The sequence below is a fragment of the Spirillospora sp. NPDC127506 genome (assembly GCF_040302145.1).
Lineage (GTDB): Bacteria > Actinomycetota > Actinomycetes > Streptosporangiales > Streptosporangiaceae > Spirillospora.
In genome coordinates this window covers 15,534-33,905 of the sequence record NZ_JBEORG010000058.1, presented here as the reverse complement: position 1 = coordinate 33,905, position 18,372 = coordinate 15,534, and the positions used below count along the sequence as shown (strand labels likewise).

17 protein-coding genes and 1 tRNA gene are annotated in these 18,372 nt (G+C 73.3%); 11 read left to right on the top strand and 7 right to left on the bottom strand.

The window, feature by feature from the left end:
* Window positions 1-533 precede the first annotated feature (533 nt).
* The 3 genes from ABTW95_RS32825 to ABTW95_RS32815 all read left to right on the top strand — a co-directional run bounded on the left by ABTW95_RS32825 (window position 534) and on the right by ABTW95_RS32815 (window position 5,625).
* The gene (locus tag ABTW95_RS32825; protein WP_500228319.1) at window positions 534-2,645 is read left to right on the top strand and encodes an APC family permease; all 2,112 of its coding nucleotides are present in this window, start codon (window positions 534-536) and stop codon (window positions 2,643-2,645) included.
* A gap of 287 nt (window positions 2,646-2,932) precedes the next feature.
* Window positions 2,933-4,897, top strand: a complete 1,965-nt coding sequence (locus tag ABTW95_RS32820; RefSeq protein ID WP_396446962.1) for a hypothetical protein — start codon at window positions 2,933-2,935, stop codon at window positions 4,895-4,897.
* A gap of 23 nt (window positions 4,898-4,920) precedes the next feature.
* Window positions 4,921-5,625 carry a 3-keto-5-aminohexanoate cleavage protein gene (locus ABTW95_RS32815; protein WP_500228318.1) on the top strand — a complete coding sequence of 235 codons (705 nt, stop codon included), beginning with the start codon at window positions 4,921-4,923 and terminating at the stop codon, window positions 5,623-5,625.
* Between the two features lie 6 nt (window positions 5,626-5,631).
* Here ABTW95_RS32815 and ABTW95_RS32810 read toward each other — a convergent pair whose 3' ends face one another.
* The 3 genes from ABTW95_RS32810 to ABTW95_RS32800 are packed head-to-tail and all read right to left on the bottom strand — an operon-like array spanning window position 5,632 to window position 8,576.
* Window positions 5,632-6,243, bottom strand: a complete 612-nt coding sequence (locus ABTW95_RS32810; RefSeq protein ID WP_396446964.1) for an Rv1733c family protein — start codon at window positions 6,241-6,243, stop codon at window positions 5,632-5,634.
* Window positions 6,244-6,287: 44 nt separating this feature from the next.
* On the bottom strand, window positions 6,288-7,886 hold the full coding sequence (locus ABTW95_RS32805; protein ID WP_396446965.1) for an MFS transporter: 1,599 nt from the start codon (window positions 7,884-7,886) through the stop codon (window positions 6,288-6,290).
* Between the two features lie 9 nt (window positions 7,887-7,895).
* Window positions 7,896-8,576 (bottom strand): LppX_LprAFG lipoprotein, encoded by a 681-nt coding sequence (locus ABTW95_RS32800; RefSeq protein WP_396446966.1) that lies wholly within the window; start codon window positions 8,574-8,576, stop codon window positions 7,896-7,898.
* Window positions 8,577-8,730: 154 nt separating this feature from the next.
* Between ABTW95_RS32800 and ABTW95_RS32795 the strand changes: the two genes are divergently transcribed.
* A tRNA-Ile gene (locus ABTW95_RS32795) sits at window positions 8,731-8,804 on the top strand.
* A 179-nt stretch (window positions 8,805-8,983) separates the two neighbouring features.
* Here ABTW95_RS32795 and ABTW95_RS32790 read toward each other — a convergent pair.
* Window positions 8,984-9,757 (bottom strand): enoyl-CoA hydratase-related protein, encoded by a 774-nt coding sequence (locus ABTW95_RS32790; protein ID WP_396446967.1) that lies wholly within the window; start codon window positions 9,755-9,757, stop codon window positions 8,984-8,986.
* A 66-nt stretch (window positions 9,758-9,823) separates the two neighbouring features.
* On the opposite strand from ABTW95_RS32790, the gene ABTW95_RS32785 reads away from it, so the two are divergent.
* Both ABTW95_RS32785 and ABTW95_RS32780 read left to right on the top strand, forming a co-directional pair.
* The gene (locus ABTW95_RS32785) at window positions 9,824-10,210 is read left to right on the top strand and encodes a DUF7715 family protein (RefSeq protein ID WP_396446969.1); all 387 of its coding nucleotides are present in this window, start codon (window positions 9,824-9,826) and stop codon (window positions 10,208-10,210) included.
* 10 nt (window positions 10,211-10,220) lie between these two features.
* Window positions 10,221-10,511 (top strand): MTH1187 family thiamine-binding protein, encoded by a 291-nt coding sequence (locus ABTW95_RS32780; protein ID WP_396446970.1) that lies wholly within the window; start codon window positions 10,221-10,223, stop codon window positions 10,509-10,511.
* Here ABTW95_RS32780 and ABTW95_RS32775 read toward each other — a convergent pair.
* A complete protein-coding gene (locus ABTW95_RS32775; protein ID WP_396446971.1) occupies window positions 10,504-11,253 on the bottom strand; it encodes a neutral zinc metallopeptidase in 750 nt (249 codons plus the stop codon). The genes ABTW95_RS32780 and ABTW95_RS32775 overlap by 8 nt on opposite strands.
* A gap of 172 nt (window positions 11,254-11,425) precedes the next feature.
* Here ABTW95_RS32775 and ABTW95_RS32770 point away from each other — a divergent pair, with 172 nt between their 5' ends.
* Genes ABTW95_RS32770 through ABTW95_RS32750 form a run of 5 tightly spaced genes read left to right on the top strand, consistent with a single transcriptional unit; the run spans window position 11,426 to window position 16,307 of the window.
* Window positions 11,426-12,226: an ABC transporter ATP-binding protein gene (locus tag ABTW95_RS32770; protein ID WP_396446972.1), complete on the top strand. Its 801-nt coding sequence runs from the start codon at window positions 11,426-11,428 to the stop codon at window positions 12,224-12,226.
* A complete protein-coding gene (locus ABTW95_RS32765; protein ID WP_396446973.1) occupies window positions 12,223-13,062 on the top strand; it encodes an ABC transporter ATP-binding protein in 840 nt (279 codons plus the stop codon). The genes ABTW95_RS32770 and ABTW95_RS32765 overlap by 4 nt, the downstream gene beginning before the upstream one ends.
* Window positions 13,059-13,949 (top strand): branched-chain amino acid ABC transporter permease, encoded by an 891-nt coding sequence (locus ABTW95_RS32760; RefSeq protein WP_396446974.1) that lies wholly within the window; start codon window positions 13,059-13,061, stop codon window positions 13,947-13,949. Before ABTW95_RS32765 ends, ABTW95_RS32760 begins: the two co-directional genes overlap by 4 nt.
* On the top strand, window positions 13,942-15,042 hold the full coding sequence (locus ABTW95_RS32755; RefSeq protein ID WP_396446975.1) for a branched-chain amino acid ABC transporter permease: 1,101 nt from the start codon (window positions 13,942-13,944) through the stop codon (window positions 15,040-15,042). The genes ABTW95_RS32760 and ABTW95_RS32755 overlap by 8 nt, the downstream gene beginning before the upstream one ends.
* Window positions 15,039-16,307 carry an ABC transporter substrate-binding protein gene (locus ABTW95_RS32750; protein ID WP_396446976.1) on the top strand — a complete coding sequence of 423 codons (1,269 nt, stop codon included), beginning with the start codon at window positions 15,039-15,041 and terminating at the stop codon, window positions 16,305-16,307. Before ABTW95_RS32755 ends, ABTW95_RS32750 begins: the two co-directional genes overlap by 4 nt.
* On the opposite strand, the gene ABTW95_RS32745 is transcribed toward ABTW95_RS32750, so the two are convergent.
* Complete coding sequence (locus ABTW95_RS32745) at window positions 16,304-16,891, bottom strand: MarR family winged helix-turn-helix transcriptional regulator (RefSeq protein ID WP_500228317.1); 588 nt, start codon at window positions 16,889-16,891, stop codon at window positions 16,304-16,306. The two genes, ABTW95_RS32750 and ABTW95_RS32745, sit on opposite strands and share 4 nt — an antisense overlap.
* Window positions 16,888-18,366 (bottom strand): MFS transporter, encoded by a 1,479-nt coding sequence (locus tag ABTW95_RS32740; RefSeq protein WP_396446979.1) that lies wholly within the window; start codon window positions 18,364-18,366, stop codon window positions 16,888-16,890. The genes ABTW95_RS32745 and ABTW95_RS32740 overlap by 4 nt, the downstream gene beginning before the upstream one ends.
* Window positions 18,367-18,372 lie beyond the last annotated feature (6 nt).

Sequence of the window (18,372 nt, the reverse complement as noted above, 5' to 3'; positions counted from 1 at the left end):
GCCTCCCGGACTGCGCGCTCCGGCACGGCCAGCGCCGCGGCGGCCGCCACCGCGGCGGCGAGCGCCGTGCGGCGCCGGACGCGGGACGGCCCGGGACTCGGGCGGGCGGACGGCTTCGCGGGCGAGGGCGGGGACGATGGCGAGGGGGAGCGGGACACCGGACCTCCAGACGAACGCGGCGTCCCTACGGTGTCACCGATCTTCGCCCGATGCCACCGTCCGCACCGGCCGACCTCGGACGCGGGCCCCGCAGAGATCGTAAAGCGCTTTCCGCATTGGAAATTGGGGGTATTCGATCGGAACGCTCCATTAGAAAAGTGTTCGGGGACCGGTCACCCGAGCGTGAGGGAGCCGCTGCGGCACGTCGCCGACCTGCGCTTTGGCAGGATGCGACAACGACGAGACGGCAACGATCCGCGCGAAAACGTTGCGATTATGCTCATACGTGGTGAATTCTTAGGGACTTCGACAAGCCATCACCTCGCGAACAGCGGCGCGGGTTCAGCATGGCCCCAGGCCCAAGGGGGACCACCATGACCTTGGACATGCGCATGCGCAACAACATGTTCCGCCGGCTGCCGGTCGAGCAGGCCACCGGCCGGCTCTACGGCGGGCGGCACCGGCTCCGTGTGGTGTACCGGACCCGCGACCTCGTCGTGCTCGGCCTCGGCGTGATGATCGGCTCCGGCATCTTCAAGATCGCCGGGGAGCAGGCCAGCTCGACCGCCGGTCCCGGCGTGCTGATCTCCTTCCTCATCGCGGGCGGCGTGTGCGTGCTGGCCGCGCTGGCGTTCGCCGAGCTGTCCTCGATCATCCCGGTCGCGGGCAGCGCCTACTCCTTCAGCTACGTCGCGTTCGGCGAGGTGTGGGCGTGGGTGGTCGGCTGGTCGCTGATCATGGAGCTGCTGCTGGCGGCGTCGGTGCTGGCGCGGGTGTGGTCGCTGTACTTCACGCAGGCGCTGAACGACTTCGGGGTCCCGGTACCCGGCTGGCTGGGCGAGGTGATCGGCCAGGTCAAGGGGCCGGACGTGCTGGCCTTCTTCATCCTGCTGCTGGTGGTGCTGATGCTCGCCACCGGCAGCAGGATGAGCCTGAAGACGCTGTGGTACATGGTGATGGCCAAGGTCATCGTGATCGGCCTCGTCATCGCCACCGGCCTGAAGTTCTTCCACTCCGGCAACCTCACCCCGTTCATCCCGCCCGCGCAGCCGGCGCCGGAGGGCGACCGGACGGTGCTGGACGCCGTGCTCGGCGCGTTCGGCGGCGGCACCCCCCACGTGTTCGGCGTCTGGGGGCTGTTCGCCGCCGCGCCGGCCATCGCGTTCGCCTACATCGGCTTCGACCTCATCGCGACCGCCTCGGAGGAGACCGACGACGCGCCCCGCAAGGTGCCGCGCGGCATCCTCACCGCCCTGCTCACCACGATCGTGCTGTACGCGGCGGTCGCGATCGCGCTCGTCGGCATGGTCGGCATGGACGGCTTCGCCAAGCTCGACCCGGACAAGCTGCTGATCGCCGCGGCGTTCGACGAGGTCGGCGCGGGCGCGATGGGCAAGATCGTCGACGTGGGCGCGGTACTGGCGCTGACCACCGTCATCCTGGTGGTGGTGATCAGCCTGACCCGGGTGGTGTTCTCGATGGCCCGGGACGGCCTGCTCCCGCGCCCGCTCGCCGCGATGAGCCGGTACAAGGTGCCGTCCCGCGCCACCCTCCTCGCGGGCGGCGCGGCGGTCGTCATGTCGCAGACGATCGACGTGCTGACGCTGGAGCAGCTCGTCGTGATCGGGACGCTGTTCGCCTTCCTGTTCGTCGCCGCCGCCGTGCTGGCGCTGCGGCACTCCCAGCCCGACCTGCACCGGCCGTTCCGGATGCCCGCCGCGCCGCTCGTGGTGATCGCGACGATCCTCGCGATCGGCTGGCTGATGCTGAACCTCAAGGTCGAGACGTGGGCGTACTTCGCGATCTGGATGGCGGTCGGCATCGCCCTGTACCTGGCGTACGGGCGGCGGAAGAGCCAGATGAAGCTGCTGCTGGACGCGCCGCCGGACCGCCCGGTCGCCGCGAAACTGGGCCCCGCGCCGCCGCCGGGGGCGATGCCCGGATCGGCCGGGCCGCTGCCCCCCGGCGTGGTGCCGGCCGGCGGCCCCGGGCTCGGCGACGTCCGCCCCGCCCCCGGCCCGTACGAGCCGGGCGCGTACGAGGCGGGGCCGTACGAGACCGGCCCGTGGCCGGCCGACCGGCGGCCCGGCGCACCGGAGAGCCCGTACCCCACGGGCCGGTACTCGACCGGCCGGCAGCCGGGCGGCCAGTTCGCGCGGGAGCCCTTCCAGGACGAGCAGCCCCCGCCCGAGCGGTTCCAGCCGTACGACCGCGACGGCCGCGGAAGGACGTCCGGTCCCTACGCTCCGGGCCCGTACGGGCCGCGCCAGTCCGCTGATCCGTACGCCGTCGACCCGGGCGTCCCCAACCCGTACGCGTCGGGTCCGTACGCGGCCGGGCCGTACGGCTCCGGCGAGCAGCCCTACGCCGGCCCGACCTTCCGCGAGAGCGACTACGGCGAGCACGGGTACGAGGAGCACGGGTACGACCAGGGCTACGAGCAGGGCTACGACGAGGAGCCGCCCGGCGGCCGGCGCCGCCGCTGAGCCCCAGCCCGGAGCCTCCTTTGTGAAGTTCCGCCGAACGCGGCGGGCGCCGCCTCCCCTCGCCGGGGGGCGGCGCCCGCCTTTTCGTCGTCCCCGAGTGCCGGTCTACGCGCCGCTCGGCGACCCCGTCGAGACGATCGAGGAGGCGCTGGGGAACCGGTCGTGCCGCGCTCCTTCGGGCCCGCCTCGGCCGACGAACACCGTGGCCACCATCGGACACCCATTGACCTCGGCCTCCGGTGAGACCAAGATCCCGCTGAACGCCGTGGATCTTCCGGAGGTGGACGGTGCGTCTCCCCCAGCGCACGCTCTCGGCCCTGGCGGCCGCGGCCGCGTCCGTCGCCCTGCTGGCCGTCCCGCCGGCGCCGGCCTCGTCCGCGGGGACGGGCGACGGCTGCGACCCGATCGACCCGGCCGCGTGCCTGCTGCCGTTCCCGAGCGACTGGTACACGGTGGCGGACGGGGGCACGGCGACGGGCCGCCGCGTCCACCTCAAGACGACGATCAAGAACGCGCTGGGCGTCCCGGTGTCGCCGGGCGAGTGGAACCGGGCGGACGGCTTCTCCCCCGGATCGCCGCTGCTCCTGCGCGTCCCGGGCGTCGACCTCACCCGCACCGGCGCGGCGCCGATCACCGACATCGGCTCCTCGCTGCGCGCCGACGCCCCGATCGTCATCGTGGACACCGCGACCGGCGAGCGCTGGCCGTACTGGGCGGAGCTGGACGCGAACGCACCCGCCGACCGGAAGGCGCTGATCGTCCGTCCGGCGAAGAACTTCCGGGAGGGCCACCACTACGCGGTCGCCTTCCGCAACCTGCGCGACGCGTCCGGGAACCCGATCCCGCCGAACGCGGCGTTCGCGAAGATCCTCGGCCCGGACCTGCCGTCCGGCGACCCGCTCGCGCAGCGGCAGCGAGACGAGCGCAAGGTCCTCGCCGCGCTGAAGGCGCACGGCGTGGGCCGCGACGGCCTCTACCTCGCGTGGGACTTCACCGTCGCGAGCCGGCAGAGCCTCGCCGGGCCGATCCTGCACATGCGCGACGAGGCGCTCCGCAAGCTCGGCGACCGGTCGCCGTCGTTCTTCGTGACGCAGGTGACCGACGACGTGGACGAGCGGATCGCGCGCGAGGTCAAGGGCATCGTCTGGGCGCCGAGCTACCTCGACCAGTACGGCGGCCTGCCCGGATCGTCCCTGCACCGGGGCCGGGACGGGCAGCCCGAGCAGCTTCCCGGGAACTCGCAGGCCGTCCCGTTCCAGTGCGAGATCCCGAGGTCGGCGTTCGACGCCCCCGCCCGCCCGGCCCTCTACGGGCACGGGCTGCTCGGCGGCGAGGACGAGGTCGACGCGGGGAACGTCAAGTCGATGGCGGCCGAGCACGGCTTCGTCTTCTGCGCGACGCGGTGGATCGGCATGTCCGAGGAGGACGTCCCGAACGTGATCACGGCGCTCGCCGACCTCACCCGGTTCCGGACGGTCGCCGACCGCCTCCAGCAGAGCCTCCTCGACTTCACCTTCCTCGGCCGCGCCATGACCCGCGGGTTCGCCGGGAACAAGGCGTTCCAGGACGGTGCGGGGCGGTCGCTGATCGACACGAAGGCGCAGCTGACCTACGACGGCAACAGCCAGGGCGGCATCATGGGCGGCGCCCTCACCGCCGTCTCCCCCGACATCCGGCGCGCCGTCCTCGGCGTCCCGGCGATGAACTACAGCACGCTGCTCAACCGCAGCGCCGACTTCCCCCAGTACGCGCAGGTCCTCGACCTGTTCTACCCGGACAAGCTCGACCAGCAGATCGGCATCGCGCTGATCCAGATGCTGTGGGACCGCGGCGAGGCCGACGGCTACGCCTGGCACATGACGGACGACCCGCTGCCCAACACGCCGAAGCACCGCGTGCTGATGCACGTGGCGTTCGGCGACCACCAGGTGGCGCCCGTGGCGGCCGAGGTCGAGGCCCGCACGATCGGCGCCCGCATCCACGCGCCGACCGTGCTGCCGGGGCGCAACCCCGACAAGGCGCCCTACTGGGGGATCCCGACCTTCGGGTCTTCCTACGACGGTTCCGCCATGGTCGTCTGGGACAGCGGCTCCCCTGCGCCGCCGCTGACGAACACACCGCCGACGCAGGGCCGCGACCCGCACTCCGACCCCCGCAACAACCCCGACGCCCGCCGGCAGAAGGCGGTGTTCCTGAAGACCGGGACGGTCGTGGACGTGTGCGGAGGGGGACCCTGCGTCATCACCCCCTGACCCCTACCTGAGAAGATCGGACCATGCTCCAGGTCTGCCCGAACGGTCCACGGACGAAGGGCGTGCCGGTCTCGGCGGAGGAGGTCGCCGCCGCGGTCCGCGCCGCCGCCGACGTCGGTGCGCAGGACGCGCACCTGCACCCCAAGGACGGCACGGGCGCCGACACCCTGGACGCCTTCCACGTCGCCGAGACGGTCACCGCCGTCCGCGCGGCGACCCCGAACATCCGCGTCGGCGTCACCACGGGCGCCTGGGCGGAGCCGGACCCGGCCGAGCGCGCCGCGCTGATCCGGTCCTGGACCGTCCTGCCCGACCACGCGTCGGTGAACTTCCACGAGGCCGGCGCCGAACTGGTCGCCGAGACGCTGCTGGAACGGGGCGTCGCGGTCGAGGCGGGCATCTTCTCCGGCACCGAGGCCGCCGAGTGGTTCCTGCGCTGGCCGCACGCCCACCGCGTGCTGCGGGTCCTCGCCGAGGTCACCGACACCGACCCGCAGAGCGCCCTCGGCACGGCCAAGGCGCTGCTGCACGCCATCGGCACCGGGCACGAACGCCCCATCCTGCTGCACGGCGAGGACGGCGGCGCCTGGCCGGTGCTGCGCCTCGCCGTCCGGCACAACCTGGACGTACGGATCGGGCTGGAGGACACCCTCACCCTCCCGGACGGCTCCCCGGTCGACGACAACGCGGTGCTGATCCAGACGGCCCGCGCGATGCTCGTCCCGTAGCCGGCGTCAGGAGCGGGGGTTGTGGCCGGCGGCGTCGAGCCGCGCCCACTCGGCGTCCCACATCTCGTCGCGGTGCCGGTCGCAGCGGCGGCGGACGAGCACATAGGCGAACAGCACCGGGATCGCGCAGCCGAGGACGGCCGCGGCGCCCGCGTAGACGGCGTCGGTCACCGTCCGGCTGTGCGGGCGGGGGCGCACGGTCGGGTTGCCGTGCCGGTCGATCCAGATCGTCCTATGCGCGCCGACCTTGACGTTCTTCCAGCTCGGCAGCGTCCCGACGCGCGGCTCGCCGTTCACGCCCGGCCAGGTCGCCTGCACCGTCTCGTGGATGTAGCGGTCGCCGGAGGAGCCGATCCCGCCGGTGGAGGTGACGGTGGCGACCACCTGGTGGCGGCTCGCCCGCTCGGCGTTCTCCGCGTGCATCCCCGCGCTGTAGGACCAGGAGACGGCGAGCGCCGCGACCGGCGGCGCGGTGCCGAGCAGCAGCAGGAGCAGCCCCAGGGCCACCAGCCGCTGGACGCGGTCCACCCGGCGGCGCAGCTCGTTCCGCTCCAGCCCGAGCCGACGCCGCAGCCTGGCCACGGGCGTGCCTCCGCGGCGGATGCCTGACCTGCGCATCTGCGTTCACCTCCCCGGGGAGCGCCCTCCCGGCAAGAGGCTCTTCAGCCTTCTTTACCGAGAATATTCCCGAGTTCGTTGATCGGCACATCGCCGCTGGCCGAATCATTTCCCGGATCGCGTCCCATATGCCGGGTTGATGACCGAATTGGGTCATCGTCCGGACCCGCGGGGCGCCGCGCGCCCACCGCGAGCGCCAGCAGCGCCCCGAGCGCGCACATCCCGGCGGTGATCCAGAAGATCTCCTGGTACTCGGTGCGCAGGGCTTCCTGCAGAGCCGCGTTGTAGACCTCCATCTGCCGCGCGAACTCCCGCTTCGACATCAGGAACGGCAGCGGCGGCTTCAGCTCGGCCGTCAGCGCGTGGAACCGGTAGAAGCCCCACGCCGACAGCGCCGACACGCCGAGCAGCATCCCCATCATCCTGGCCACCACCACGGCGGCCGAGGCGACCCCGTGCCGCGCCGCCGGCACGAACGCCAGCACCGCCGACGACACCGGCGCGATCACCAGGCCCAGGCCGAGCCCCGTCACCACGAGATCGACGTCCATACGCGGGAGCGGCCCGTACGAGGCGTCCGCCAGATCGGCCGGCCAGCCCGCGATCAGCAGGTAGCCGCCCGCGGAGACGGCCATGCCCGCCGCCATCGGCCACCGCTCCCCCACCCGGCGCGCCACCAGCCCGCCGGCCACCGCCGCGACCGGCAGCGCCACCAGGAACCTCGTCAGCAGCAGCGCGCCCTCCGCGGCGTCCTTGTCCAGGACGGTCTGCGCCACCAGCACCACGTCCACCAGCGTCACCATCAGCGCCGCGCCCGACAGCAGGCTCACCCCGAGCGTCGCCAGCAGCGGCCCCCGCCGCACCCCCGACAGGTCGAGCAGCCGCGTCCTCGCCCTGACCTCCCACAGGACGAACACCGCCAGCACCGCCGCGCCCGCGCCCAGCACCGGCGGCCCCCACGGCGGCAGCGCCGACTCCTCCGGCTCCGGGTTGTAGACGGCCGCGACCAGCAGCCCCAGGCCCAGCGCCAGCAGCAGGCCGCCGACCACGTCCACGCCCGGCCGCGGCCCCTCCCGCCGCCCGCCCGGCACCGCGGCCTGCACCGCGATCATCGCCGCGGCCACCAGCGGCACGTTGATCCAGAAGATCGCCCGCCAGCCCAGTGCCGCCGCGACCCCCGCCCCGTACAGCGGGCCGAGGACGCTGCCCAGCTCCTGCGCGGCCCCGACCGCGCCGAGCACCACCGGCCGCTGCCGCTCCTCCCACAGGTCACCGGCCAGCGCCATCGTCACCGGCAGCAGCGCACCCCCCGCCACGCCCTGCACCGCCCGGCCCGCCGTCAGCACCGGCACGTCCTGCGCCAGCGCCGTCACCACCGACCCCGCCGCGAAGAACACCAGGCACGCCTGCAGCAGCGGCCGGCGGCCGAACCGGTCCGACAGCTGCCCGAGCAGCGGCATCGCCGCCACATACCCCAGCAGGAACCCCGTCAGGACCGGCGTCACCCGCTCCAGGCGGTTGATCGGGATCCCGACGTCCTTGACCATCGGCACCAGGACCGTCGTCACCACATAGGCGTCCAGCGCGGCCAGCAGCACCACCGCGCCGCCCGCCCCGATGGCGACCCGGCGCCGCACCCTCACCCCGACCGCCTACTTCGGTGCGCTGATCTTGTACGGCGCGTCGAACTCGGTGAACGAGACGACCACCGCGCCGCCCTTCGGGAACTTCCCGCGCACCTTCACCAGCCGGTGGTCGGCCTTGCTCACCCACACCTGGCCGTCCAGGTCCGCGTTGATCCCCGGGATCAGCTCCGAGATCTGCGCCTTCGGCAGCTTCGCGCCCACCCGGTACGCCTCCGCGCCGCCCACCTTCTCCACCGCCTGCGGCTCCGGCGACTTCAACGACGTCAGCAGCATCGGGATGCCCCGCTGCGGATCCAGCACCGCCGACGGGTCGTACACGCTCGCCGCCAGCGCCTTCGGCAGCTTCCGCCAGCCGCCCGTCCCCGCGTCCAGGTAGATGCTGTCCCCCAGCGCGACGACCTTCATCTCCACGTTCTGGCCCTGCTGCTCGACCGTCAGCGTCCCCTGCGCGTCCCCGCTCCGCAGCAGCTTCATGTCGCCGCTCTTCACGATGACCGGCGTCTTCCCGTCCGACTCCAGCGAGAACCCGACGCTCTGCAAAGCGCCCATCGCCTGCGCCGACTCCCGCAGCGCCTGCGCGGCGTCGAAATCCGCCTTCTTCGCCGGCTCGTCCGACCCGCCATCGCACGCACCCGAGAACACGAGCGCCACAACCACGGGAACAAGGGCCAGTATGCGTCTGGACATACGCGGGACCCTACCGACCGGTCACCGCGCCCGTCACTCGCCTCCTGGTATGACATCGCCCCGCCAAAAGGAGGACATCACCGCGCTCGCCACCACTCGCCGCCGCTAAACTTGCACCGGCAAAACCCCCACCGTCACCCGGGGGAACGGCCTCGGGGCGGTAGCTCAGCTGGTCAGAGCAGAAGACTCATAATCTTCCGGTCGCGGGTTCGAGTCCCGCCCGCCCTACAGAGGTGGCCGATCCATGTCCGCGGAAAGCGCGGACCGTTCCTCTTCCGGCATTTCTTCCGAGGGGCGACCCCCGGACCCCCGATGTGGGGGGCTCCGCCCCCACGCCCCCTCCCGGCTCAGGCCGCTGATCACCTTCCGCATCACACACGGCCTCGCGGGAGGGGGCGGGGCTTGCGTCAGGCGGGCCAGGTCGGGCGGCGCTTCTCCAGGAAAGCCCGCATGCCCTCTTGGGCCTCCGGGGTTTGGCTGGTGGCGGCCATCACCTCGATCGCATAGGTGTAGGCGTCGTGTTCGGGGCGGTCCAGCTGGGCGTACATCGCCTGCTTGCCCAGGGCCTTGCTGCGCGGGCTGCCCTGGGTGGCGCGCGTCAGGAGGTCGAGGGTGGCCTTGTCCAGGTCGGCGTCGGGCACGGCGTAGTTGACCAGGCCCCAGTCGGCCGCCGTCCGCGCGTCGATGACCTCGCCGGTGAGGGCCATCTCGGCCGCCCTCTTGCGGCCGATGTTGCGGGAGATCGCCACCAGCGGGGTGTGGCAGAACCAGCCGCCCTTGCCGCCGGGCGCGGCGAAACCGGCGCTCTCGGCGGCGACGGCCAGGTCGCAGCTGGCGACCAGCTGGCAGCCGGCGGCGGTCGCGAGGCCGTGCACGCGGGCCACGACCACCTGCGGGACGGACTGGATCGTCCGCACGAGCTCCGTGCAGACCTGCAGCAGGTCGCGGACGTCGCCATGGGAGGCGCCGGCCATGTCGGAGAAATCGTGGCCCGCGGAGAACACCGGGCCGTTGGCGGCCAGGACGATGCCGCGGGCGTCCGTGTCTGCGGTCGCCCGGAAGGCGGCCGTCAGGTCGGCGAGGAACGCCCGCGAGAGGGCGTTGCGGCGCTTGGGGCGGTTCATGGTGATCGTGGTGAACGGGCCGTCGCGGTCCAGCAGGACCTCGTTGTCTTCGCTCATGCTCTCGACGTTATGTCAGACCCGCGTCGTACGGTTGGCGGGTCCGAGGACCGAGGGGGTTTGGCCTTGAAGCTGCTCACCGCCACCAACACCGGCCAGGGATTGCGCGACAACGACTTCGACTGGTGCGTCGAGGGCGAACTCGTCCACATCGGGATGGTGTGCGCCCGCGACCGCGACGACCCCGACGGAGGCTGCGGCTGCGGCCGGTCGTTCGCCGGGCTCAACTCGCACCGCGCCACGACCACCGCCATGGTCCGGGAGATACCCGGCTTCACCGAGGACGACTACGTGCTGGCGATCCGGTCGAGCCTTGAGCAGCAGGGCTGCGACCCCGCGTTCGCCGAGCACGAGGCGGCGCTGCTGCGGTGCCTCGTGCGCGACTGGCCGGTGGGGGTGATCGTCGAGCGGCGGCTGGATGAGATCGTGGTGAGACAGGTCGTCCAGCCCTAGGAGGTGCGCCATGCTCGTCGCGTTCTCGGTGACCCCGCTCGGCACGGGGGAAGAGGTCGGCGAACTCGTCGCGGAAGCGGTCCGGGTCGTGCGGGCCAGCGGCCTGCCCAACCGGACCGACGCGATGTTCACCACCGTCGAGGGCGAATGGGACGAGGTCATGGCCGTGGTGAAGGACGCGACCGACGCCGTGGCCGCGCGGGCGCCCCGGGTCGGCCTCGTGCTCAAGGCCGACATCCGGCCCGGCGTCACCGGCGCCCTCGACGCCAAGGTCGAGTCCGTGGAGCGCCACCTCAGCTGAAGCAGGCTTGCACGCCGTTCTCGCCGCCGCGGGAGAAGCTGCGCAGGCGCTGCACGGCCGTGCCGTGGTCGCCGGGCTTCGTCCAGGGCGCCTTGTCGCCGATGATCTGGAAGGCGTCCACGAGCTCCTGCTCGTCGCCCTCCTCGAACTTCAGCGTGCCGTCGTCCGCGGAGCCGTAGAGCACGGCGCCGGCGAGGCAGTCGGCCTGCAGCTCGGCGGCCGGCGACACCAGCCCGCGGCGGAGCCTGGCCTGGATCGCGTGCCCCCACTCGTGCGCGATGACGAGGTAGACCCATGCGTCCCCGCGGGCGTAGCCGGAGCGCATGAGGTGCGCGTCCCACGCGACGTAGTCGCCGGACGGGCAGTACGCCGCGTTGTCGGGCGTCAGGCGGTCCTTGCCGCACAGCGGCGCCGAACGCGGATCGCGCCCGTTGTACAGCCCCACAACGCGCGGTGAGCTGTAGCCGCCGGTGAACAGCTGCGTCCAGTGCCGCCGCCAGAAATCGTCCGTGGCCGTCTCCGCGGTCCGCAGATCCTCCTGGAACTCCGCCTCGTCGAACGTGCCCGGCGCGCTCTGCTCCGGGGCGGGCGAGTCCGCGGCCGCGGTGTTCTGCGCCGCCGGGCGGGCCTGACCGGGCGGCGGCCGCAACTCGAACTGGCACGCGCCGGTCAGCGCGAGCATCGCGGCGGCGGCGGCTCCGGCCCGCCACCGCCGCGTCAGATTGCGTGCAGTCTCCCTCATGACGGGACATACGCACGCGCGCCCCCAGATGGTCGAAAAGCGGCCCGACTGTGCTCCGAGCACAACCCGAACGACGTTCGATTGGACCCGCGCCCCGTCTTGCCGCGGCCCCGTAGACGCAGGTCGGCGGCCCATGCTGGGCTGCCCGCCACACGAACTTACGGAGGGGCGAATGGCGAACGGGACCCTCGCGGTCCGCGATCTGTCGGTGAGCTACGGGCGGGCGGTGCGGGCCCTGCGCGGCGTCTCGCTGGACGTCCCCGCGGGGTCGGTCACGGCCGTGCTCGGCGCGAACGGGGCGGGCAAGACGACGCTGCTCCGCGCGATCTCGGGAACGCTGCCGTTCCACCGCGGCTCGGTGGACACCGGCACGGTCCGGCTCGGCGACCGGTCCCTCGTCGGGCTGCACCCGGCCACCGTCGTGGCGGCCGGGGTGGTGCAGGTTCCGGAGGGGCGCCGGGTGTTCGGCCGGCTCAGCGTGGAGGAGAACCTGCGGGCGGGCGCGCTCGGGGCGCCCGGCCGCGGCGCGGCCGCCAAGGCGCACGAGCGGGTGCTGGAGCTGTTCCCGGTGCTCGCCGAGCGGGCCCGGCAGCGGGCCGGGCTGCTGTCCGGCGGCGAGCAGCAGATGCTCGCGATCGGGCGGGCGCTGATGGCGTGCCCGTCGGTGCTGCTGCTGGACGAGCCGACGCTCGGCCTGGCGCCGCTGATGGCCGAGCGGATCGCGCAGACCGTCCGGGAGATCAACCTGCAGGGCACGGCGATCCTGCTGATCGAGCAGAACGCGGCGCTGGCGCTGGAGCTGTCGTCGTCCGCGCACGTGCTGGAGGTCGGCGCGGTGACGCTGCACGGGCCGTCGGCGGAGCTGGCCGCGAGCGACGAGGTCCGGCGGCGGTACCTCGGCGTCGGCGGCGAGGACGAGGACGGCGGGCCCGGCGATCCGGCGCCGCCCTCGCTGGAGCGGTGGGCCGGATGAGCGGGGCGAGGCGCGGGGCCGCCCCCGCGCGGGACGCGGAGCCGGCCGAGCTGGTGGTCGACGGGCTCACGGTGCGGTTCGCCGGGCTGACCGCGCTGGACGGGGTCGGGTTCACCGTCGCGCCCGGCAGCGTCCATGCGGTCATCGGGCCGAACGGCGCGGGCAAGTCGACGTGCTTCAACGTGCTGTCCGGCGTGTACCGGGCGAGCGAGGGCAGCGTCCGGTTCGGCGGCGCGGAGCTGACCGCGCTGCCGCCGCACCGGATCGCCGGCCTCGGCGTCGCCCGGACCTTCCAGAACATCGCCCTGTCCCGGCACCTGTCGGTCGAGGACAACCTGATGCTCGGGCGGCACCGGCTGACCAGGGCCGGGTTCGTGTCGGCTGGGCTGCGGCTGCCGCGGGCGCGCCGCGAGGACGCCCGGCACCGGGCGCGGGTCCGCGACATCGCCCGGTTCGTCGGGGTCGGCGAGCATCTGGCCGCGCCCGTCGGGCTGCTCGCGTACGGCGTGCAGAAGCGGGTCGAGCTGGCCCGCGCGCTCGCGATGGAGCCCCGGCTGCTGCTCCTGGACGAGCCCGTCGCCGGGATGAACGGCGCGGAGCGCCGGCGGATGGCCGAGGTGATCGCCCGGGTCCGCGCCGACCTCGGCGTCTCGGTCCTGCTGGTCGAGCACGACATGGGGATGGTCATGCGCCTCGCCGACGAGGTCACCGTCCTGGACTTCGGCCGGCGCATCGCGGGCGGCGCGCCGGAGCGGGTGCAGCGGGACCCCGCGGTGATCCGCGCCTACCTCGGCGCCGCCCGCGAGCCGGCGGAACCATCGGAGGGAAACCCTTGAGCACGTTCATCGAGCTGGTGGTCAACGGGGTCTCGGCGGGATCGGTGTACGCGCTGATCGCCCTCGGCTTCGTGATCATCTTCAAGGCCACCGAGGTGGTCAACTTCGCGCACGCGTCGCTGCTGCTCGTCGGCGGCTACGCGACGGCGGTCCTGCACGACGACATCGGGTTCCTGCCGGCGCTCGGCGCGGGCGTCGCCGCGGCCGCCGCCGCGGGCGCGCTGGTGGAGCTGCTGGTGCTGCGCCGCGCCCGCGTCGAGCACCACGCGGTGCTCGCGATCGTCACGATCGGCGTCGACATCGTGCTGACGACCGCGCTGACGCGGCAGATCGGCACGCAGGTCCTGTCGATGGGCGACCCCTGGCAGAACAAGATCGTGCACGTGGGCGGCGTCGGCATCGCGCAGACCCGCATCGCGGCGTTCGCGGTCGCGTCCCTGCTCATCGCGGCGTTCCTGGCGGCGTTCCGCTACACCTCGTGGGGCGTGGCGATGCGCGCGGCGGCCGAGGACGGGGAGACGGCGGCGCTGATGGGCGTCCGGCTGACCCGCGTGTCGCTGGCCGCGTGGGCGGTCGCCGGGGCGCTCGCGGCGGTCGCGGCGCTGTTCCTCACCGTGTTCCCCACGCCCGGACTCGACCGCAGCACCTCCTTCGCGGCGATGAAGGCGTTCCCGGCCGCGATCCTCGGCGGGCTCGACTCGACGACCGGCGCGCTCGCCGGCGGCCTGATCGTCGGGCTCACCGAGTCGCTCGTGACCGGCTACCAGGGCGACCTCGCGTTCATGGGACGCGGCATCGGGGAGGTCGCGCCCTTCCTGGTGATGCTGCTGGTGCTCCTGGTCCGCCCGGCCGGGCTGTTCGGGACGAGGGAGCTGTCGCGTGTCTGAACGTCCGTTCCGCCTCGCGGCGGTGCTCGCGGGGACCCTCGTCCTGCTCGCCATGCCCTTCTACCTGGACGCGTTCTGGCTGCAGACCGGCCTGTTCGCGATGTCGGCGGCGATCGGCGCGATCGGCCTGAACCTGCTGACCGGCGCGACCGGGCAGCTGTCGATGGGGCACGCGTTCTTCCTCGCGGTCGGCGCCTACGGGTACGTGTACCTGGCGTCCGACGACGGGCCGCACGTCGCGGGCCTCGGGCTGCCGACGCCGCTGGCGTTCGCCGGCGCGATCGTGCTGGCCGGCGTCGCGGGCGGGCTGTTCAGCCCCATCGCCGGGCGGCTGCGCGGCGTCTACCTCGGCATCGCGTCGCTCGCGCTGATCTTCATCGGGCAGCACGTGCTGTTCAACGCCGAGACCGTCACCGGCGGCTTCAACGGCCGGGACGTCCCGCCGATGGAGCTGGCCGGGTTCCGCTTCGACGACTCGCCCGAGCTGGTGGTGTTCAACGTGCCGCTCGGCGCGCTGGAGCGGCTCTGGTTCCTCGCCGTCCTGCTGCTGATCCCGGCGGCGTGGATCGCGCGCGGCATCCTGCGCGGCCGCCCCGGCCGGGCGATGAACACGATCCGCGACCACGAGACGGCGGCGGCCGTGATGGGCGTGCCCGTGGCGCGCTACCGCGCCGGGGTGTTCGTGCTGTCGTCGATGTACGCGGGCGCGGCCGGGGCGCTGCTCGCGCTGGCGTTCCGCCGGACGGTCCCGGACTACTTCGGGATGTTCCTGTCCCTGGACTACCTGGCCATGATCGTCATCGGCGGGCTCGGCTCGGTCGCCGGGGCGGTCGCGGGCGCGGTGTTCGTGTCCGTCCTGCCGCAGCTCCTCACCCGCTTCGGCGACGACCTGCCGCTCGTCGCCGCGCCGGGCTCCGCCGGGGTCTCCCCCGCCGAGGCCGCCCGGATCCTGTACGGCGCCGCCGTCGTCGCCGTCGTCCTGTTCCTGCCCGGCGGCCTGGCCGGTATGTGGCCGCGGCTGCGCGCGGCCGCGTCCCGGCGCCGGGCCGCCAGTCCCCTCACCCGACTCGAAAAAGAGGAGCAACCAGTATGAACCGAACGGCACGGCTGACGGCGGTCGCGGCGCTGGCGGTGGCGCTGCCGCTGGGCATGGCGTCCGGCTGCAGCAGCAAGGCGACCGGCGGCGCCGGGAGCACCGGCGAGGACGGCGTCAAGACCGGCCCCGGCGTCACCGCGGACACGATCCGCGTCGGCGCCGCGACCGACCTGACCGGCGTGTACGCGCCGCTCGGCAAGAGCCTCACCCAGGCGCAGCAGATGTACTTCGAGCAGGTCAACGCGCAGGGCGGCATCTGCGGCCGCAAGATCGAGCTGGTCGTGCGCGACCACGGCTACGACGTGCAGAAGGCCGTCTCCGGGTACAGCGAGATGCAGTCGCAGGTCATCGGCCTCGCCCAGTTCGTCGGGTCGCCGATGGTGACGGCGCTCAAGCAGCGGATCACGTCCGACAAGATGTTCGTCATCCCGAACGCGTGGGCGACGACGCTGCTCGGCAACAAGTACATCCAGGTCACCGGCACCACCTACGACATCGACATGATCAACGCCCTGGACTTCCTCACGAAGGAGAAGGGGATCCGGAAGGGCGACAAGATCGGGCACGTGTACTTCGAGGGCGACTACGGCGAGAGCGCGCTCGCCGGCTCCAAGTACGCGGCCGGGAAGCTCGGCCTGAAGATCGTCGAGCAGAAGATCAAGGCGACCGACAACGACATGACCGCGCAGGTCTCCGCGCTGAAGGAGGCCGGCGTCGCGGCGATCCTGATGAGCGCCGGGCCGAAGCAGTCGGCGTCCCTCGCGGGCGTCGCGCGGGCCAAGGGGATCATGGTGCCGATCGTGGCGAGCAACTCCGGGTTCTCCCCGCAGCTGCTGCAGACCCCGGCCGCGCCCGCGCTGCTGAAGGACTTCTACCTCGCCAGCGCGGGCGCGCCGATCTCGTCCGACCTGCCGGCGATCAAGAAGCTGGCGGACGACTACGGCAAGAAGTACCCGGGGCAGCCGCGCGACAGCGCGGTCGTCAACGGCTACACCGGCGCGGTGATCTTCGCGGACGCGCTGAAGAAGGCGTGCGAGGCCAAGGACCTCACCCGCGAGGGCGTGATCAACGCGCACCGGTCGACGACCGCGCACGACGGCGGCTACGGCACCCCGATGGACTTCTCGAAGGTGGACGAGCCGGGCACCCGCAAGACCTACATCCTGCGCACGGACGCCAAGGCGCTCGGCGGCATGGTGGTCGAGCGGGGGCCGCAGGAGTCCGAGGCCGCCGAGACCTACAAGGTCCCGTCCGGGGCCTAGGTCTCCTCGGGGGCGGTCTGCCCGGGGGCGGTCTCCTCGGGCGACCGGGACTCCCCCAGCAGGCGAAGGGCGATCCGGTCGAGGGCGGCGAGGTCCTCGGCCGGGACGTCGTACAGCTCCGGCGGCGGTGTGGCGAGGATGCGCTCGGCCTCCGCCGCCGCGGCGCGGCCCGCCTCGGTCGCGGTGAGGAGCTTGGCGCGCCGGTCGGCCGGGTTCGGGGTCCGCTCGACCAGGCCGCGGCCGACGAGGTCGTCCACGACGACGGTGGCGTAGGGGCGGTCGGTGAGCAGCAGCTCGGCGACGTCGCTGAGCGTCAGCGGCTCCGCCGCGGCGGCGATGCGGCGCAGCGCCTTGGCCCGGAAGAAGCTCATGCCGAGCGCCTCGGCGACCTCGCGGCGCCGGTCGTTGCGCTCGTGGAACACGATGCCCAGGTTGCGCCAGGCGCGCGCGGCGACCTCGGCCGCCGGGCCGGCCGGCGGTCCGGCGGGAGTCTCGGTGCCGGGCTCGGTGCCGGGCTCGATGGCGGGCTCGGTGCCGGGCTCGGTGGCGGGCTCGGTGCCGGGCTCGGTGGCGGGCTCGGTCATCGGGTGCTCGCTCCCGTCACGTGGGGTCCCTCCGGGGCCGGGTCGCCGGCGTCGAACAGCTCGGTCACACGCGCGGTGCTGCGCGCGGCCCGCCGGCCGGTGGTGACCGTGCCGAGCAGGAGGACGGCCGCCGCGCATCCGGTCAGGATCCAGTATGCCGGGCCGGCGGCGGACACGAAGGCGTCCGCGCCGGGCGTGCCGGACGCCGCCGCGGACGTCCCGGCGGCGAGCACCGCGCCGATCACCGCGACGCCGAGCGCCTGCCCGATCTGCCGGCTGGTGGAGGCGACGGCGGCGGCCACTCCGGCCTGGGCGCGCGGCATCCCGGACACGGCGGTGTTCGTGATAGGCGAGTTCACCATGCCGAACCCGATGCCGAACAGCACGTAGGACGCGAACAGCGTGACGTCGCGGGTCTCGGCGCCGAACACGGCGAACAGCAGGCCGCTGGCGAGCATGGCCGCCCCGGCGATCTGCAGCGGCGGCCGGGGTCCGCGGCCGCCGACCAGGCGGCCCGACAGCGGCGAGACCGCGGCGGTCATCGCGGCCATCGGCAGCAGGTACAGCCCGGCGTGCAGCGCCGACATGCCCCGGACGTTCTGCAGGTAGAGCGTGTTCAGGAAGAGGAACCCGCCGAGCGCGGCGAACCCGCTGATGGCGATGAGGGTCGCGCCGGAGAACGGGATGCTGCGGAAGAAGCGCAGGTCGATCAGCGGCTGCGGGGCGCGCAGCGCGTGCACGACGAACCCGGCGAGGGAGGCCGCGGCGAGCATCGCGGCGCCGTAGACGGCGGGGTCGCCGATGCCGCGGCCGGGCGCCTCGATGATGGCGTAGGTCAGCGTGCCGAGCAGCACGATCATGAGCGCCTGGCCGAGCGGGTCGGGGCGGCGCGGCCGCCCGGCGCGCGACTCGGGGACGAACAGCGCGGTCAGCGCGAGCGCGGCGAGGCCGATCGGCACGTTCAGCCAGAAGATCGACCGCCACCCCACCGAGTCGACGAGCAGCCCGCCGACGAGCGGCCCCATCGCCATGCTGAGCCCGACGACCGCGCCCCACACGCCGATGGCGCGGGCCCGCTCGCGCGGCTCGGTGAACACGTTCGTGATGATCGACATGGCGACCGGGTTGAGCATCGAGCCGCCGACGGCCTGCACGACGCGGGCGGCGACGAGCCAGCCGAGGGACGGTGCGAGGCTGCACAGCACCGACCCCGCGACGAACAGCGCGAGGCCCGTCTGGAACACCCGCCGGCGCCCGATCCGGTCGGCGGTCGAGCCGGCGAGGATCAGCAGCGAGGCGAGGACGATGAGGTAGGCGTCGATCGTCCACTGCAGCCCGGACACCGAGGTGCCGAAGTCGTGCTGCAGCGTGGGCAGCGCGACGTTGAGGATCGTGTTGTCGAGGCTGACGATGAGCAGGCTCATACAGCAGATGCCGAGGACCAGTAACCTGCGGCGGTGGCTGAGTTCGGGCACTGCGGT